Genomic DNA, 15,707 nt, shown 5'->3' on the forward strand with positions numbered 1-15,707 from the left:
AAAAGTCATTAATGATTCATGGAGTAGCTTTACGCACACCAGATGATTGGAGCGATCAAGGTGAAGGACGGAATTGCCCTAAGACCAGAGTGCGTTGCGATCAAGACTGAGGCGCCGGATACATTCGGAGAGATCTTCCGGGGCCTGTTCGCTGCCCGGCACAGATCGACGGCGGTGCCGTCCACGGCGAGGATACGACTGGTACAGTCGGCTGGGAAACCAACGCACAGAGAGATAGCCGCAAGCGAATATGGCGAATGAACTTTGAACGCACCAGAACATTGCGGGCCGGAAAGTTTCTGATAGACTTTGCAAGCGGTCGCTCACTTGCAAACATGGCTTACCTGCCTGAAAAAAACGGCGTGAGACTCCGGAAAAGCACGGCAACGGCAACGAGCAAAGGCTGCTCCTTGATGGTATCGGGCAGAAAGGAGCAAACGGCGTCACCACCACGGCGTTGCCCTGTTGCAATCCCCGCGGCTTGTCGCAGCCCATTGAGACACCCTTGACGTGCCGATGATCGACAGCGCTGGCGCAGAAAGAGGCCAGGATGCCGAGGGATACGCGGCCCGCGATCATGCGACATGAAGGAACATGCCCGCTAAAGGAGAGGCTCGGTATGACAAAGAAGACTGCCTTCTGGATATTCCTGGTAGGTACACTTTCATCGGCAATTCTTTTTCTCGGCCTGACAGTGGACACCCATCGCCAGGTGGCCGCCCTGTCCCATGCCGACAAACTCTCGGAAAACGTGATTGCGGGCAAGCGGGTTTTTGAAAAGTACAACTGTAACGACTGTCACACCATCCTTGGCTTCGGCGGTTACTACGCGCCCGATCTGACCAAGGTTGTGCAGAGGGTCGGAGCGGACGGTATCCGCTACCGGGTCGGGAGCCCGGAGCAGGCCTTTGCCAGATCGGTGCGGAAAATGCCCCAACAGCATGTTTCCGCCCAGGAGATCGAGAGCCTGGTGGCCTTTTTTTCCTGGGTCGGTGAGATCGACAATGGCGACTGGCCCCCCCAGGACAGCAAGCAGCACCTCTCCCGCAGTGAACAGCGCCTGGCGCTCGGTGCGACGGTCTCTCCCGGAGCAGCGGTTTTTCAGACCAGGGGGTGCATGAACTGCCATTCCCTGCACGGGACCGGCGGCACATTCGGCCCGGCGCTGGATACCATCGGCCGCAGACTGACGGTGGAGCAGATCGAGCACTATGTCCGCGCCCCCAAAAGCGTAAACCCCGACGCAAAAATGCCGCCGCAGACCGATCTCTCCGATCGGGAACTGGAAGAGCTGGCGGATTTCCTGGGTAACCTGAAATAGGAGGAGGCCGTCATGGTGTACAAATCGCAGAGAATCGCCAACTGGTATTTCACCATCGCCCTGCTCCTCTTTGTCCTTCAAGTGATCATGGGGCTCTGGCTCATTTCCAACTACGTCTTCACCATCCCGCAGTCGATTGTCGATGTTTTCCCCTTTGCCACTGCCAGGGCCATGCACACCAATCTCCTGGTGCTCTGGATGCTGCTCGGCTTCATGGGGGGTACCTACTACATCGTGCCGGAGGAAACCGGTTCCGAGATCTGGTCGCCGGGGCTGGCCTGGTTTCAGTTAGTGGCGCTGGTGGCAACCGGTGTGGTCGCCCTGGTCGGCTTCGCCTTTGGCTGGATCCAGGGGAGGCCGCTGCTGGAGATACCCCGGCCTCTCGACATAGTCGTGGTCATCGGCGCACTGGTGTTCCTTTTCAACGTCGGCATGACCATGTTCCTGGCCCGGCGCTGGACCGCCATCCAGGGTACTCTCCTGGGCGGGCTTGTCTTCCTGGCGCTGCTCTACCTGTTCGGCATCCCCTTTTACAGCAACGAGGTGATCGACTGGTACTACTGGTGGTGGGTGATCCATCTCTGGGTCGAGGGGGCATGGGAGCTGGTGACCGGAGCCATCATGGCGTTCGTCCTGATGCGGCTCACCGGAGTGGACCGCCAGGTGGTGGAAAAATGGCTTTACATTGAGGTCGGGCTCTTCCTCTTCACCGGCATCGCCGGCACCGGCCACCACTACTACTGGATCGGCGCACCAACATACTGGCTCTGGGTCGGCGGCATTTTCTCGGCCCTGGAACCGTTGCCGATCCTGCTCATGGTCATCGACACCATGAACCATGTTCGCCACCGCAAGACGCAGATCGTCAATCCCCATACCTGGACCATTGCCGTGGGGTGCGCGGTTCTGCACCTGATCGGGGCCGGCATCTGGGGCTTTGCCCATACCCTGCCCCAGATCAACTACTACACCCACGGCTCCCAAGTGACGGTTTCCCACGGCCACCTGGCCTTCTTCGGCGCCTACGCGCTTTTGAATCTCATGGTTTTCTACTACGCCATGCCGCGTCTGAAAGGAATCGGGATCTACAAACCGACCCGCGCCAAGCTGGGGTTCTGGACCATGTGCAGCGCCATGATGCTGATGGGGCTCACCTTCGGTATCGCCGGCGTCCTGCAGAGCTACCTGGAACGGGTTCTCGGCATGGGGTACATGACCGCCCAGTCCTACATGTGGCTCTGGATGGCGGTAACGTTAGTGCTGGGGGTCTTCTTTCTGGCCGGCGTGGTGATCACCGTATTCGACCTGCTTTTCCCGAAGGCGGCAGAGCTCTAGTTCGGCTTAGTTCGGTACGTTATTCCAGATCATGCTGCGTGTGCCTGGCTGATGTGTTCCGCAGCCAAGATTTCCACGGGGAAATGGAGCGGATTCACTGCTGTCCCAGAGGATCTGCCTGGTGCCTTCCAGCGCCCGTTTCCCCCTGCGCCGGCTTCAGCTTCCGGCGAGCCTGACGCATTATGCGCCCTCATCGCAATGCTCACCCGAGCCGCTTCCGGAAGCGCAGGGAACTGGTCGTTATCACTACTATCCCCAGCGCGAGGAGGAGGGCCATCTGCGGCCAGAGAATACTGAACCCATTTCCCTTCAGAAAAATCCCGCGGATGATGACGAGGAAATAGCGGAGCGGGTTCAGGTAGGTTCCATACTGGATAACTGTCGGCATGTTCTCGATGGGGAACATGAAGCCAGAGAGAAGAACCGCCGGGATGTAAAAGAGAAAGGTGGCCATGAGCGCCTGCTGCTGGGTTCTGGATATGGTGGAGATGAAGAGTCCCACCCCCAGCACCGACAGGAGGTAAATCGCCGTGGAGAGGACAAGGAGAGGAATCGCCCCCTTGATGGGGATATCGAACCAGAAGACCCCCACCAGCGTAACCAGGAACATGTCGAAGAAGCTGATTATGGCAAAGGGAATGGTCTTCCCAAGTATCAGCTCCACCGGTCTCAACGGCGTAACCATCAACTGTTCCATGGTCCCGATCTCCCGCTCCCGCACCACCGCCATGGCGGTCAGCAGCAAGCAGGTAAGCATGATGATGATGGCGATGACCCCCGGCACGTTGTAGTTCCTGCTCCGCAGGTCCGGATTGTACCAGGCCCTGGTGCGGAGATCGACCCGCGCCGGCTTCACGGCCCCGTGGAGAAAGACCTCCTTTCCCCTCTCCTTGCCGTACCCGGCAATGACCCGGCTGGCGTAGTCCATGGCGACAGTGGCGGTGTTTGAGTCGGTCCCGTCCACGATCACCTGCACGGAGGTGGGAATTCCCCGGGAGAGGTCCCGGGCAAACCCCCGGTTCACCTGGATGGCGGCGAGGACCGTTCCCCGGTCGAGGAGTTCCCGGGTCTCTGTGGCAGCGGCAGGGGTGGAGGTGATCGTAAAGTACCCTGACGCCTCCAGCCTGCGGGCAAGCTCACGCGATTCGAACGAGCGGTCCAGGTCATAGTAGGCGGTGGCGATGTTCTTCACGTCGGTGGTAACCGCGTAACCGAACACCAAGAGCTGCATGATGGGGGTGACGAAAATGATCGCCTTCATCCGCCGGTCCCGGAAGACTTGGCTGAACTCCTTGATCACCATCTCTTTGATCCGTTCGAACATCTCAGACGATCCTTTTCTTGAACTTTCGGTTGGCCAGGGCAAACACCACGACGCCGAACAGGGTGAGGATGAGGGTCTCCGTCGCCAGCAGCCCGAGCGTGTTCCCCTTCAGGAATATCCCCTTCAGGACCGAGACGAAATAGCGGGCCGGGATGACCCTTGTCATGTTCTGCAGCGGCAACGGCATGTTGGCGATGGCGTACATGAACCCTGAGAGGAGAAAGGCGGGGAGAAAAGTCACCACCATGGCGATCTGGCTCGCCACGAGTTGGGAGCGGGCGACAACCGAGATCAGGATCCCCAGACTCAAGCCGCCGAAGAGGAAGATGGAGGAGATGAGGGCAAGGAGGAGGAGGCTTCCCCGCAGCGGGACCCCGAAGAGAAAGACCGCCATTGCCACAGAGAGGGCTACGTCGATGAAACCGATGAAGAAATAGGGGACGAGCTTCCCGGCAATCAGCTCCGGGGTCTTCACCGGCGTGGAAATGAGTTGTTCCATGGTTCCCCGCTCCCACTCACGGGCAATGGTAAGGGAGGTGAGAAGCGCCGCGATAACAGCCATGATTACGGCAATGAGACCAGGGATGATGTAGTTCCGCGACTTCAGCTCGGAGTTGTACCAGACCCTGACCCGGGTGTCGATGGGTGGGGTAATGAGCCCCCCCTTGATCCGCTGGCTGAAACGCTCCGTCACCGCTTCGACGTAGCCTAGGGCGATGGTGGCGGTGTTGGAGTCGCTCCCGTCCACGACCGCCTGGAGTTCAGCACGCTTTCCCCGCCGCAGGTTCTCGGAGAAGTCCGCCGGTATCCAGAGCGCCACCTGTCCCCGGCTCATATCGAGGGAGGTGTCGATCCCGCCGTGCCGCTCCACGCTTTCGATGACCGTGAAGTACCCGGACTCACGGAACTGGGCAACCAGCTCCCGGCTGAAGCTGCTTCTGTCCATATCGTAGACTACGGTCCGCAGGTTGTTCACGTCCATGGTGATGGCGTAACCGAAGATAAGGAGGAGGATCACCGGCATGAGGAACGCCATGGCAAGGCTCAATGGGTCGCGCAGGACCTGGATCAGCTCTTTTTTCGCGATTGCGCGGACGCGGGATAGTTTCATGTCAGGAAACCTCAATGAGTGCGACAAAAACGTCCTCCAGGGACGGGACGATCCGCTCGATCCGTTCTACCCGTATCCCCGCCCCCTCGAGGAGCCCTTTAATCCGCGGGATTGCCTCCTCCGCATCCTCCACGGTGGCATGGAGGACGCTGCCAAAGATGGCTGTCTCAATCCCGTGCCGGTAAAGGGTTTCCATCCCCTCAACCAGCCGGCTGGCCTCTATCTCCAGAACGTCCCGCGTCATGAACTCCTGCTTCAGCTCGCCGGGCATCCCCTGGGCCACGATCCTCCCGCGGTAGATGAGGGCGAGCCGGTCGCAGTACTCTGCCTCGTCCATGTAGTGGGTAGTAACGAAGATCGTTTTCCCCTCCCGTGCCATGGTGTAGATGAGCCGCCAGAAATTGCGGCGCGAGATGGGGTCCACCCCGGAAGTCGGCTCGTCGAGAAAGATGATGGAAGGCTCGTGGAGGATGGCGCAGCCGAGCGCCAGCCTCTGCTTGAACCCGCCGGAGAGGGTCCGCGTCAGGGCGCCCCGCTTATCGGCGATCCCCGCCATCTCCAGGACCCACTCCTTCCGCTCCTGCTTCTTCTCTCTCGGCACACGGTAGATGCCGCTGAAGAAGTTGATGTTCTCCTCCACGGTGAGGTCTTCGTAAAGGGAAAACTTTTGCGACATGTAGCCAATGGTCTTCTTGATCTCCTCCGCCTCGGTCATGATGTCAAAGCCGCCAACCCGCCCTTTCCCGGCGGAGGGGGCGAGAAGACCGCAAAGCATCTTGATGGTGGTGGACTTGCCTGCCCCGTTGGGGCCCAGAAAGCCGAAGATTTCCCCCTTCGCGATGCTGAGGCTTATCCGGTCCACTGCGGTAAAGTCGCCGAAAACACGGGTCAACCCCTCGAACGCCACTGCGGTGCCGCTTTCGTTCATTTCCCCTCCACCATGGCGATGAAGACGTCCTCCAGGGAAGGAAGGATTGCCCGCTGTTCCCGCACCTCGATCCCTTCGCCCTTCAGCTTCCCAAGGACCCGCCCCGCGACTTCGCTCCGCTCCAGGGCGACGTGGAGCCTGTCACCGTAGATGCTCACGCTTCGCACCCCGTCGACCCCCCTTACGATCTCCTCCGCCTGCCGCGCCCCGGCGGTCCAGAGCTCCACCATGGGAATGCCGAGTGACCCCTTGATTCTGGCGGGGACGTCATCGACGAGGATACTCCCCCGGTGCATGAGGCCGACCCGCGTACAGCGCTCCGCCTCGTCCAGGTAGGCGGTGGAGACGAAGATGGTGATCCCGTCCTTGAGTAGGTCGTAGAGAATCCGCCAGAAGTCGCGGCGCGAGACCGGATCGACCCCGTTGGTCGGCTCGTCGAGGAAGAGGACTTCCGGGGTATGGATGAGGGCGCAGGCGAGCCCCAGCTTCTGCTTCATCCCGCCGGAGAGTTTCCCGGCGAGCCTCCCCTTGAAGGGGGTGAGGTTGGAAAATCCCAGAAGTCGTTCGATCCGCGCGGGCCGCTCCTTCTGGGGCACATCGTAGAGATCGGCGTAGAAGACGATGTTCTCCATGACGGTGAGGTCTTCGTAGAGGCCGAAGCGCTGGGACATGTAGCCGATCCGCTCCTTGATCCGTTCCCCTTCCTTCAGGATCGAGTGCCCCGCCACCCATGCATTCCCGGAGGTTGGTTCCATGATCGCGGTCAAGAGGCGCATGGTAGTCGTTTTCCCGGCGCCATCAGGCCCGACGAGTCCGAAAAGCTCCCCCTTTTTGATCTCCAGGGAGAGGCCGTCGACCGCCGTAGTCTCACCGAATGTCCTGGTGAGTGCGTCCGTTTTTATGGCCAAGGCATCACTGTTATCCATTGTTCAACCTCTACCTCAGCCTGATCCTCACGTCCGCGGGCATCCCCGGCTTCAACTCCTGGTTCGGGTTGTCCACGTTCACCTTGATGCCGAAGACGAGCTTTACCCGCTCCTCCTGGGTCTGCACATTCTTCGGGGTGAACTCCGCCTCCGGAGAGATGTAGGTCACCACCCCCTCAAACGTCTTCCCCGGATAGGTGTCGACCGTCACCTCCGCCTTCTGGCCAAGCTTGACCAGCCCCAGCTTGTCCTCCTTCACGTAGATCTTCACCCAGGGATGCTCCAGGTCGCCAACGGTGAAGATGGGGGTCCCGGCGGTAACGGTTTCGCCCCCCTCCACGTTTTTCCTGAGGACAACCCCTTTCACCGGCGTTTTCAGCTCCATGTCCGCCAGTTGCTCCCGATAGACCGCGAGCTGCGCCTTGGCCTGCCGCACCTGGGCTTCTGCACCCCGTATCGTCTCCAGGCGCGGCCCTTCCCTCACCAAGCTCTCGTTTTGCAGCGCATGGTCGTGCTGCGCCGTGGCCACCTCGAAGGCACGCTTGGCGGCGTCCCGCTGCTGGCCGGAGATGGCGCCGTTTCCAAAGAGCATCTCGGCCCGCTCGAAGTCCTTTTGCGCTTTTTCCAAGTCGGCGGAGGCAGAGGCGGTCATTGCCCGGGCCCCACGTTTTTCCTGGGGGCGGGAACCTTGCCTGAGCTCAAGAAGCCTGGCGCTGGTGGAGTCGATTACCGCCTGTTGCGCTTCCATCTGGCGCAGAAGTTCCGAGCGGTCCAGGGTTGCCACTGTCTCCCCTGCCGCCACGTTCCTTCCCTCGTCGGTCAGAAGCCTTTCCACCCTGCCGGGGGCCTTGAAACCGAGGTCCACCTCGGTCACCTCCACATTCCCCGAGCTGACCAGGGAGCCGGCATCGTCCTTTTCCCCCCGGAGCGTCAGAAATGCGGTAATGCCCGCAATGACGGCCACCAGGCCAAGGATTATCGCTTTCCTCTTCATCGTGAAGCCACCTCCCCGTTTATGTCGCTTCCCAGCGCCTTGTCCAGAGCTGCCTTTGCCGTCACGAGGTCGTAAGAGGCCTGGTGGCGATCGGTCTGGGCCCGCAGCAGCGCAGTCTGGGCGTCGATCACGTCACTGGTCGTCCCGGCGCCGGTTTCATACTTCAACTGCTCCACCCGCAGGTTCTCCTCTGCCAGGGAGATCGCCTCCTTGGCCACGGAAAGCCTCTTCTCCGCATCGGTTACGGCGAGATACGCCTCTTTGACCTCCCGGACGATCAGAAGTCGCACAGCGCGGAGCTCTTCGCTGGACCGTTCCAGCTCCACAGTGCCCCTGTTGATCTCAGCCCGCGTTATTCCGCCGTCAAAGAGGGGATAGGAAAGCCGCAGGCCAATGTTCCAGTTCTCCTTGAAAGAGAAGGCGTCCCCTCCCTTTTCCCCGTATTCCCCCGCCACATCCACGGAGGGGAGGCGTTTCCCCTTGACCTGATCGAGCCGTGCCTGGAAGAGCTCCGTCCGCGCCTTCACCTTAAGGTAGTCGGGACGCTGCCGCAGGGCGGCCTTGAGCCCCTCGTCTTCACCCGGATACTCCTTGTCGGGCGGAAGGTCGGCGGTCACGGTGAATTGCGGGAAGGTTTCGTCCACCCCCATGAGCGACCGGATGAGCTCTTGGGCAGCGGCAATGGCGTTCTGCGTCGCCAGCACCTGCTGGCGGGCATGGGCGAGTTCCACATCGGTCTTCATGAGGTCCACCTGCGCCGCCGTGCCTGCCTTGACAAACTGCTCAGTGACCCGCCGGTGCTCTTCGAGTTGCCGCACATTCTGCCCGAGGGCATTGAGAAGAGCCTCCAGCTCCAGAATCTTGCAATAGACACTCGTCAGATTGAAAACCAACTCCTGCCTCTCCTGGTACCAGGACCGTTCTGCTATCAATCTGTTTATCTCGGCGATCTCTACGTTTTTCACCAGACGCCCGCCCCGGTAGATGGGGATTTTCAGGGTTACTTCCGCGTTGTAAACGTCTTTGTCAAAGGGGGGAAAACCGCTACCTCCTGCTACTGGCGCGCCTGAAATGGGACGTAGTGGGGCGGCATAGCGATAACGGGTCACACCCGCTCCCAGGTCGATCTTTGGCCACCGCTCTCCTTTTGCTGCCTTGATCCCGTAGCTTGCCGCCTCCACATCCTTGCCCAGAGCAATAAGCCTGGGTTCATTCTTCAGTGCGAATTCGATCACCTGGACAAGGGAATAGGAAGGAGCACCGCCTTGGGCAAAAGCCCCTGCCGGCAGCAGAATCATCCAGAACAAAATCGCCATCTTTTTCATGCGCATCTCCTCGGCAACATCCCTGAACAACCTTCAAAGGCGAGGGACAGTCAGCACCCCTCCGCAAAAGTGAGCACTCACTTTCTATAGAGCAAAAAAAATACTCTGACATGATCTCACGTGCTGTGGGTTATGAGCTTTGCAAAGGTCCCCCAGAGGCTTTCCGCCTCATCAGTCAGTTTTGGAGAAAAGTTATTCATCACCCATCGTATGGCGGTAAAATTGATCGTGCCAATGAACATGCTGGCAACGGCATGCGCATCCATTTCCCTGTTGATTGCACCCGCCTCTTGCCCCCTTTCGATGATGGCGCGGATCCCATGGGAATAATTCATGAGATTGTTCCTGACCTTTGTCCTGAGGCCCTCGTTCAACACCAGGACCTCTTCAGAAAAGATGGTGCGGGGAATGCCGACGTGCTCTTCGATGTACGCGAGATGACGCCTGAAGATTTCTTCCAGCTTTTTTACCGGATCATCCACAGTTGCAGCGACTTCGAGGATTGACGCCAAGTCCCTCCCGATCTTATCGATTACCGACCCGATGATATCTTCCTTACCCTTGAAGTGCCGGTAAAGGTTCCCTTCGGAAATACCGACCACAGAAGCGATCTCCGCCGTTGTCGAACCGGCTATTCCCTTTTTCCCGATAACCTGCAAAGCTGCGTCGGTTATCTGCTGCTGCCTTACCTCGGTACTCTCTCTCCTTCTTACAGCCATGCCGTTTCCTTCCCCATCTTGCAAGTGAGCACTCACTTATACCGCCACTCTAGTGCAGCAATAAAAGGATTTCTTTGATGTAAGTCAATTTTTACGGGAATCATCTGGCTCAAAAGAATGACAGCCATCATGTCCACCCTCCGTGCCCCGGAAAAGAGATGAGGGGCTCCAGACCCGTGCGCAGATCAAAACGTCTTACGATCCAAGCTCCTGTACTGGATCGCCTCGGCGATGTGCTGCTCGCGGATCGACTCAGTCCCTTCTAGGTCGGCGATTGTTCTCGCCACCTTAAGAATCCGCGTGTAAGCCCGGGCGGAGAAGCCGAGCTTTTCCGTCACCACTTCAAGGAGCCGGTGACCGCCGGCGTCCGGCTCGCAGAACTTCCTGATCTGACGCGGCGCCATGTGGGCGTTGCAATGGACCTTGGTCCCCTTGAAGCGCTCCAGTTGAATCTCCCGCGCCCGCTCCACCCTCGTGACGATTTCCGCTGAACTCTCTCCCTCGGCCCGGTCAGCCAGGTCGCGATACCTGACTGCCGGCACCTCGATGTGGATGTCGATCCGGTCGAGAAGGGGACCGGAAATCCTTGAACGATATTGATGAACCTCCCGGGGAGTACAGGTGCAACCAGTTGAATTTTCGCCGCGCTGACCGCACTTGCAGGGATTCATGGCTGCCACGAGCATGAAGCGCGACGGGTAGGTGAGCGACATGAGCGCCCGCGAAATCGTCACCTTGCCATCCTCGAGAGGCTGCCGCAAGACCTCGAGGACATTCTTCTTGAATTCGGGAAGCTCATCCAGAAATAACACGCCGTAATGGGAAAGGGAGACCTCGCCGGGGCGGGGCGTATTGCCTCCGCCGATCAACCCGATGTCGGAAACGGTGTGGTGGGGGCTGCGAAACGGCCTTTGGGCGATGAGAGCATGCTCCCGGTCCAGCAGTCCGGTTATGCTGTACACCTTGGTTGTCTCGATGGCCTCTTCGAAGGACATCCTGGGGAGAATGGTGGGGATCCGGCGGGCGAGCATGGTTTTGCCGGAGCCCGGCGGTCCGATCATGAGGAGGTTGTGCGACCCGGCTGCAGCCACTTCCAGGGCGCGCTTGGCGTGCTCCTGCCCCTTCACCTCGGCGAAATCGTCGCCGGTCCCGGCGTTGCGCTCGAAGAGCTCCGCCACATCGACCCGATGGGGGTCGATACGCCGCTCGCCATTCAGAAACTCGACCACCTCGGCCAGCTCCGACACACCGATGACGTCGATGCCCGCCACCACCGCGCCCTCCGGCGCGTTCTCCCGGGGGACGATGATGCCCGCCAGCCCTGCGGTGCGCGCTGCCACGGCCACCGAAAGACAACCGCGCACGGGCTTGATGATTCCGTCCAGGGAGAGCTCTCCCAGCAGGAGATACTTCTTCAGCCGCTCATCTTTCACGGCACCGGTGGCGGCGAGGATCCCGACGGAGATGGGCAGATCGAAGGCGGCACCCTCCTTTTTCAGGTCAGCAGGCGCCAGGTTGACGGTTATCTTCCGGGGCGGGAAATCGTACCCGGCGTTCTTGAGGGCCGACTTGACCCGGTCCTTGCTTTCCTTGACCGCCCCGTCGGGGAGGCCGACGGTGGCGAACTGGGGAAGCCCCGGCGAGATGTCCACCTCCACGTCGACGATGACGGCGTCGATCCCGAGCAGGGCGCTGGAGAGGGCTTTGGCGAGCATGGCGGTCAGGGCTTGAGCATATCCAGGTAGCGCTCGGCGTCAAGGGCGGCCATGCAGCCGGTTCCGGCGGAGGTGACCGCTTGGCGGTAATGCCGGTCCTGGACGTCGCCGGCGGCGAAGACGCCGGGAATGCTCGTGGCGGTGAAGTTCCCCTCGGCCCCGCACTGGGTACGGATATACCCCTCGTCCATCTCCAACTGTCCCTCGAAAAGGTGAGTGTTAGGAGTATGCCCGATGGCGATGAAACATCCGTGGACATCGATCTCCTTGGTCGATCCGTCCGCATGGCGGATGCGGACGCCGGTCACCCCAGCCTGGTCGCCGAGGACGTCATCCAGGACGTGGTTCCACTCGATGGTGACGTTGCCGCCGCGGGTCTTTTCGATCAGCTTGTCGGCCAGAATTTTCTCGGCCCTCAGCTTGTCGCGCCGATGGACGAGCGTGACGTGGCTGGCGATGTTTGAGAGGTAGAGGGCCTCTTCAACGGCCGTGTTGCCGCCGCCAATGACCGCCACCGCCTTTCCGCGGTAGAAAAAACCGTCGCAGGTGGCGCAGGCGGATACGCCTTTGCCCTTGAACGCCTCTTCGGAAGGAAGCCCGAGATAACGTGCCGACGCACCGGTGGCAATGATGAGCGCATCGCAGGTGTAGATACCGGAATCCCCTTCGAGCCGGAACGGGCGCTCCCGCAGATTGGCGGTATGGATATGATCATAGATCATGGCGGTGTTGAAGCGCTCGGCATGGCGCCGCATCCGGTCCATGAGATCCGGGCCGAGGATTCCGTCCGGGTCGCCGGGCCAGTTGTCCACCTCGGTGGTGGTCATGAGCTGGCCGCCCTGCTGGAGCCCGGTGATGAGGGCTGGACTCAGGTTGGCGCGGGCCGCGTAGACGGCGGCGGTGTAGCCGGCCGGGCCGGAGCCGAGAATCAGGAGACGATGGTGGGCTGTTTGCATATTAACGTCCTCCAAAAAACTATCGCGACAAGATACCAGCAACCTTGGGGAATTGCAAGCGTAGACGGGTTCTTTACCATTGACCGGCCTGTCGGCGCTTTGATACACTTCGCCGACAAGCGACCCCCACAAAGTGGTGCCGCCCCGGGAGACCTCTGATGCACGCAGACTCTCATCTGGACAGAAGCATTGCCGGACGGCTGAAATATGCCATCGCCCTGACGACCCTGACCCTCGTGGCGGAAGTGGCCGGCGGCATCTGGACCAACTCGCTCGCGCTCCTGTCGGACGCGGCCCATGTGTTTCTCGACCTCTTCGCCCTGGTGCTGTCGCTGGCCGCCATCAAGCTCGCCTCATACCCCGCCAGCGATACCCGGACCTTCGGCTGGCACCGGGCGGAAGTTTTTGCCTCGTTCATCAACGGCGCCACGGTCTTTCTCATGGCGCTGGGCATCTTTTACGAGGCAGCGGGACGGCTGCTTCACCCGGAAGAGGTAAAAAGCCTTCCGATGCTGCTCATCGCCACCCTGGGCCTGGTGATGAACCTCATTTCGGCCACGGCCCTCCATGGGCACTCCCACGACGACCTGAACGTCCGTAGCGCTTTCCTTCACGTAGTGGGCGACGCGGCGGCTTCGGTGGGGGTCATCGTCGGCGGCCTCATCATTTACTTCACCGGTTGGTACGTCTTGGATGCCCTCATCTCCATCGGCATCGGCTGCGTCATCTTCGCGGGCTCGTGGCGGGTGCTGCGGGAGGCGTCGCACATCCTGCTGGAGGGAGTCCCCCGGGGGATGAGCACACGGCAGGTGGCCGACGAGATGGCCGGCGTGGAAGGGGTCAATGCCGTTCACCAGATGAACATCTGGACCATCTGCTCCCATATTCTGGCGCTGTCCGCCCACGTGGACGTGAAGCCCGAGTACAAGGAACGGCAGGCCGAGGTTCTACGGCAGATCGAACAACTGCTCCTCGAGCGGTACCACATCACCCACACGACCCTCCAGGCCGAGTGCACCCGCTGCGTGGACGGGCCGGTCATCAAGGACCTCCGGCACCGGCCGCGCCACGGCCAGAGCCATGACGACCATAGCCACTCCCATGTGCACTGCACCCACGGCCCCCACGAACATCATCACGGGCATTCACACTAGCAGGCCGGAGGCGCAATCCCAATGCTCCCCTACACACTGATCCAGGAAGCCGACGACCGGCTCAGGAAGCGGGTCCGCCGCACCGAGCTCATCCACTCCCATCACTTCAGCGAGAAACTGGGAGTCCCGATCTACTTCAAGTGCGAGAACCTCCAGCGCACCGGTGCCTTCAAGATCCGAGGCGCCCTGAACTTCATGACGGCGCAGCCGCGGGATGCCCTGGCAAAAGGCGTCATTACCGCTTCTGCCGGCAACCATGCCCAGGGAGTCGCGTTCTCGGCCGACCTGCTGGGAGTGCCGTCCACGGTGTTCATGCCGGAAAGCACGCCGCCGCAGAAGGTCTTTGCCACCCGGGACTACGGCGCCGAAGTGGTGCTCACCGGCCGCAACTTCGACGAGGCGTACGCTGCGGCGGTCCAGGCCCAGGAGGAACGGGGCGCCCTTTTCGTCCACCCCTTCGACGATCCGCTCGTGATGGCCGGTCAAGGCACCATCGGCCTGGAGATTCTCCAGGAGCTTCCCGATGTGGCCAACATCCTCGTCCCCATCGGCGGCGGTGGCCTCATCGCGGGCATCGCCACGGCCATCAGGGAGACCCATCCCCAGGTGCGGATCATCGGCGTGGAAACGGCAGCGGCCCCATCGGCCCACTATTCGCTGCAAAAGGGGAAGATCGCCCAAGTGCCCGTGACGGTCACCCTGGCCGACGGCATTGCGGTCAAGAAGCCCGGGGTGAACACCTTTCCCATCATCAGGGACTTGGTGGACGAGGTGGTCCTGGTGGAAGAGGAGGAGATCGCCCTCGCCATCGTGGCGCTGCTGGAGCGAACGAAACTCCTGGTCGAGGGGGCCGGGGCCGTCCCGCTGGCCGCGCTTCTCAACCGGCGCGTGGCGGAGCTCTCGGGGAAAACGGTCTGCGTCCTGTCGGGCGGAAATATCGACGTGAAGACCATCTCGGTGGTGGTGGAACGGGGTCTGGTGGCTGCCGGGCGCTACCTGAAACTGAAGGTGGAACTGGACGATCTCCCCGGCGCCCTGGCGCGCCTTGCCACGGAAATCGCCGAGGCGAAAGCCAACATCTCCATCATCACCCATGACCGGCGCTCGAAATCGCTCCCCATCGGCAAGACCGAGGTCCTCATCGAGCTGGAGACCCGGGGGTTCGAGCACATTCAGGAGGTTATCTCTCACCTGCAGGGGGTTGGGTATCTGGTGGATGTGCTGAAATAAGGCCGGAAACGAATTCCGCCGTAAGCGGTGCCGTTGCGCCGGCCCCGGCCAGCCCGGGACGCCGCAGGTCGGCGGCGGTATCCACATCATACCAGACAGGAAGAAGCTCGACCCGCACGCCTGCCGCCTCGGCCCGCGCCAGCGACTGCTCCAGCACCTCCCCCGTGGACCAGGGGATGTGGCGGAAAAGCTCCGGCAGGTACCGCTTCAAGGCCAGCAGGTAGTAGCCGCCGTCCTCCGAGGGACCATAGACCGCATCCACCGTGGGGCGACCCAGCAGCTCGAACGCCAGCCGCACGTACTCCTCGGGCAGATCGGGGGAGTCGGTGCCGATCACGGCAACTTCACCATACCCCTCATCGAAAGCGACCCGGAAGGCCGAATCGAGCCGCGCCCCCAGATCATCCCCCTCCTGGGCACGACATGCCCACCCCGGAGCTGTCTCTGCAAAGAAATGTCCATTCCCCTCTCCCGGCTCGTAGAAGAGCAGGAGAGCCACGCCGGCCATTCGGGCACACGTGGCAAGGATATCCAGAAGCATCCGCCGGTAGAGCTCAGCGGCGTCCCCGGGAGAGAGGGGCGGCGTCAGCCGTGTCTTCACCCGGCCGGCCATGGGCCTTTTGGCGAATACCATCAGAGCTTTTGACATGGCTGAAGGCTCATGAACAG

Annotated in this window: 14 protein-coding genes; 4 read left to right on the plus strand and 10 right to left on the minus strand. The window is 61.0% G+C overall.

Annotated elements, in window-relative coordinates:
• Positions 1–619 precede the first annotated feature (619 nt).
• Both AC6CDK_RS15670 and AC6CDK_RS15675 read left to right on the plus strand, forming a co-directional pair.
• Complete coding sequence (locus AC6CDK_RS15670; RefSeq protein ID WP_039642720.1) at positions 620–1,321, plus strand: cytochrome c; 702 nt, start codon at positions 620–622, stop codon at positions 1,319–1,321.
• 12 nt (positions 1,322–1,333) lie between these two features.
• Complete coding sequence (locus AC6CDK_RS15675) at positions 1,334–2,656, plus strand: cbb3-type cytochrome c oxidase subunit I (RefSeq protein ID WP_192904912.1); 1,323 nt, start codon at positions 1,334–1,336, stop codon at positions 2,654–2,656.
• Between the two features lie 202 nt (positions 2,657–2,858).
• Here the strand turns inward: AC6CDK_RS15675 and AC6CDK_RS15680 are convergent, their stop codons facing one another.
• The 9 genes from AC6CDK_RS15680 to trxB all read right to left on the minus strand — a co-directional run bounded on the left by AC6CDK_RS15680 (position 2,859) and on the right by trxB (position 12,654).
• Positions 2,859–3,980: an ABC transporter permease gene (locus AC6CDK_RS15680; RefSeq protein ID WP_192904913.1), complete on the minus strand. Its 1,122-nt coding sequence runs from the start codon at positions 3,978–3,980 to the stop codon at positions 2,859–2,861.
• Between the two features lies 1 nt (position 3,981).
• Entirely contained in the window at positions 3,982–5,091 is a 1,110-nt protein-coding gene (locus AC6CDK_RS15685) for an ABC transporter permease (RefSeq protein ID WP_039642714.1), read from the minus strand.
• A gap of 1 nt (position 5,092) precedes the next feature.
• Positions 5,093–6,019 carry an ABC transporter ATP-binding protein gene (locus AC6CDK_RS15690; RefSeq protein ID WP_039642712.1) on the minus strand — a complete coding sequence of 309 codons (927 nt, stop codon included), beginning with the start codon at positions 6,017–6,019 and terminating at the stop codon, positions 5,093–5,095.
• Positions 6,016–6,945, minus strand: coding sequence for an ABC transporter ATP-binding protein (locus AC6CDK_RS15695; RefSeq protein WP_039642710.1), 930 nt, complete (start codon positions 6,943–6,945; stop codon positions 6,016–6,018). The genes AC6CDK_RS15690 and AC6CDK_RS15695 overlap by 4 nt, the downstream gene beginning before the upstream one ends.
• 10 nt (positions 6,946–6,955) lie before the next feature.
• Positions 6,956–7,939: an HlyD family secretion protein gene (locus AC6CDK_RS15700; RefSeq protein ID WP_039642707.1), complete on the minus strand. Its 984-nt coding sequence runs from the start codon at positions 7,937–7,939 to the stop codon at positions 6,956–6,958.
• The gene (locus tag AC6CDK_RS15705; RefSeq protein WP_192904914.1) at positions 7,936–9,264 is read right to left on the minus strand and encodes a TolC family protein; all 1,329 of its coding nucleotides are present in this window, start codon (positions 9,262–9,264) and stop codon (positions 7,936–7,938) included. The genes AC6CDK_RS15700 and AC6CDK_RS15705 overlap by 4 nt, the downstream gene beginning before the upstream one ends.
• 116 nt (positions 9,265–9,380) lie before the next feature.
• Positions 9,381–9,983, minus strand: coding sequence for a TetR/AcrR family transcriptional regulator (locus AC6CDK_RS15710; RefSeq protein ID WP_039642703.1), 603 nt, complete (start codon positions 9,981–9,983; stop codon positions 9,381–9,383).
• Positions 9,984–10,168: 185 nt separating this feature from the next.
• Positions 10,169–11,698 carry a YifB family Mg chelatase-like AAA ATPase gene (locus AC6CDK_RS15715; protein WP_039642702.1) on the minus strand — a complete coding sequence of 510 codons (1,530 nt, stop codon included), beginning with the start codon at positions 11,696–11,698 and terminating at the stop codon, positions 10,169–10,171.
• A gap of 5 nt (positions 11,699–11,703) precedes the next feature.
• The gene (trxB, locus tag AC6CDK_RS15720) at positions 11,704–12,654 is read right to left on the minus strand and encodes a thioredoxin-disulfide reductase (RefSeq protein ID WP_039642700.1); all 951 of its coding nucleotides are present in this window, start codon (positions 12,652–12,654) and stop codon (positions 11,704–11,706) included.
• A 158-nt stretch (positions 12,655–12,812) separates the two neighbouring features.
• Between trxB and AC6CDK_RS15725 the strand changes: the two genes are divergently transcribed.
• Both AC6CDK_RS15725 and ilvA read left to right on the plus strand, forming a co-directional pair.
• A complete protein-coding gene (locus AC6CDK_RS15725) occupies positions 12,813–13,808 on the plus strand; it encodes a cation diffusion facilitator family transporter (protein WP_039642698.1) in 996 nt (331 codons plus the stop codon).
• Positions 13,809–13,829: 21 nt separating this feature from the next.
• Positions 13,830–15,038 carry a threonine ammonia-lyase gene (gene ilvA / locus AC6CDK_RS15730; RefSeq protein ID WP_039642695.1) on the plus strand — a complete coding sequence of 403 codons (1,209 nt, stop codon included), beginning with the start codon at positions 13,830–13,832 and terminating at the stop codon, positions 15,036–15,038.
• Here the strand turns inward: ilvA and AC6CDK_RS15735 are convergent.
• Positions 14,989–15,707 (minus strand): TIGR04282 family arsenosugar biosynthesis glycosyltransferase (locus AC6CDK_RS15735; protein WP_496639907.1); only part of this gene is annotated, 719 nt, incomplete at its 5' end. The genes ilvA and AC6CDK_RS15735 overlap by 50 nt on opposite strands.

Source organism: Geobacter sp. PheSNFMC (assembly GCF_059620965.1).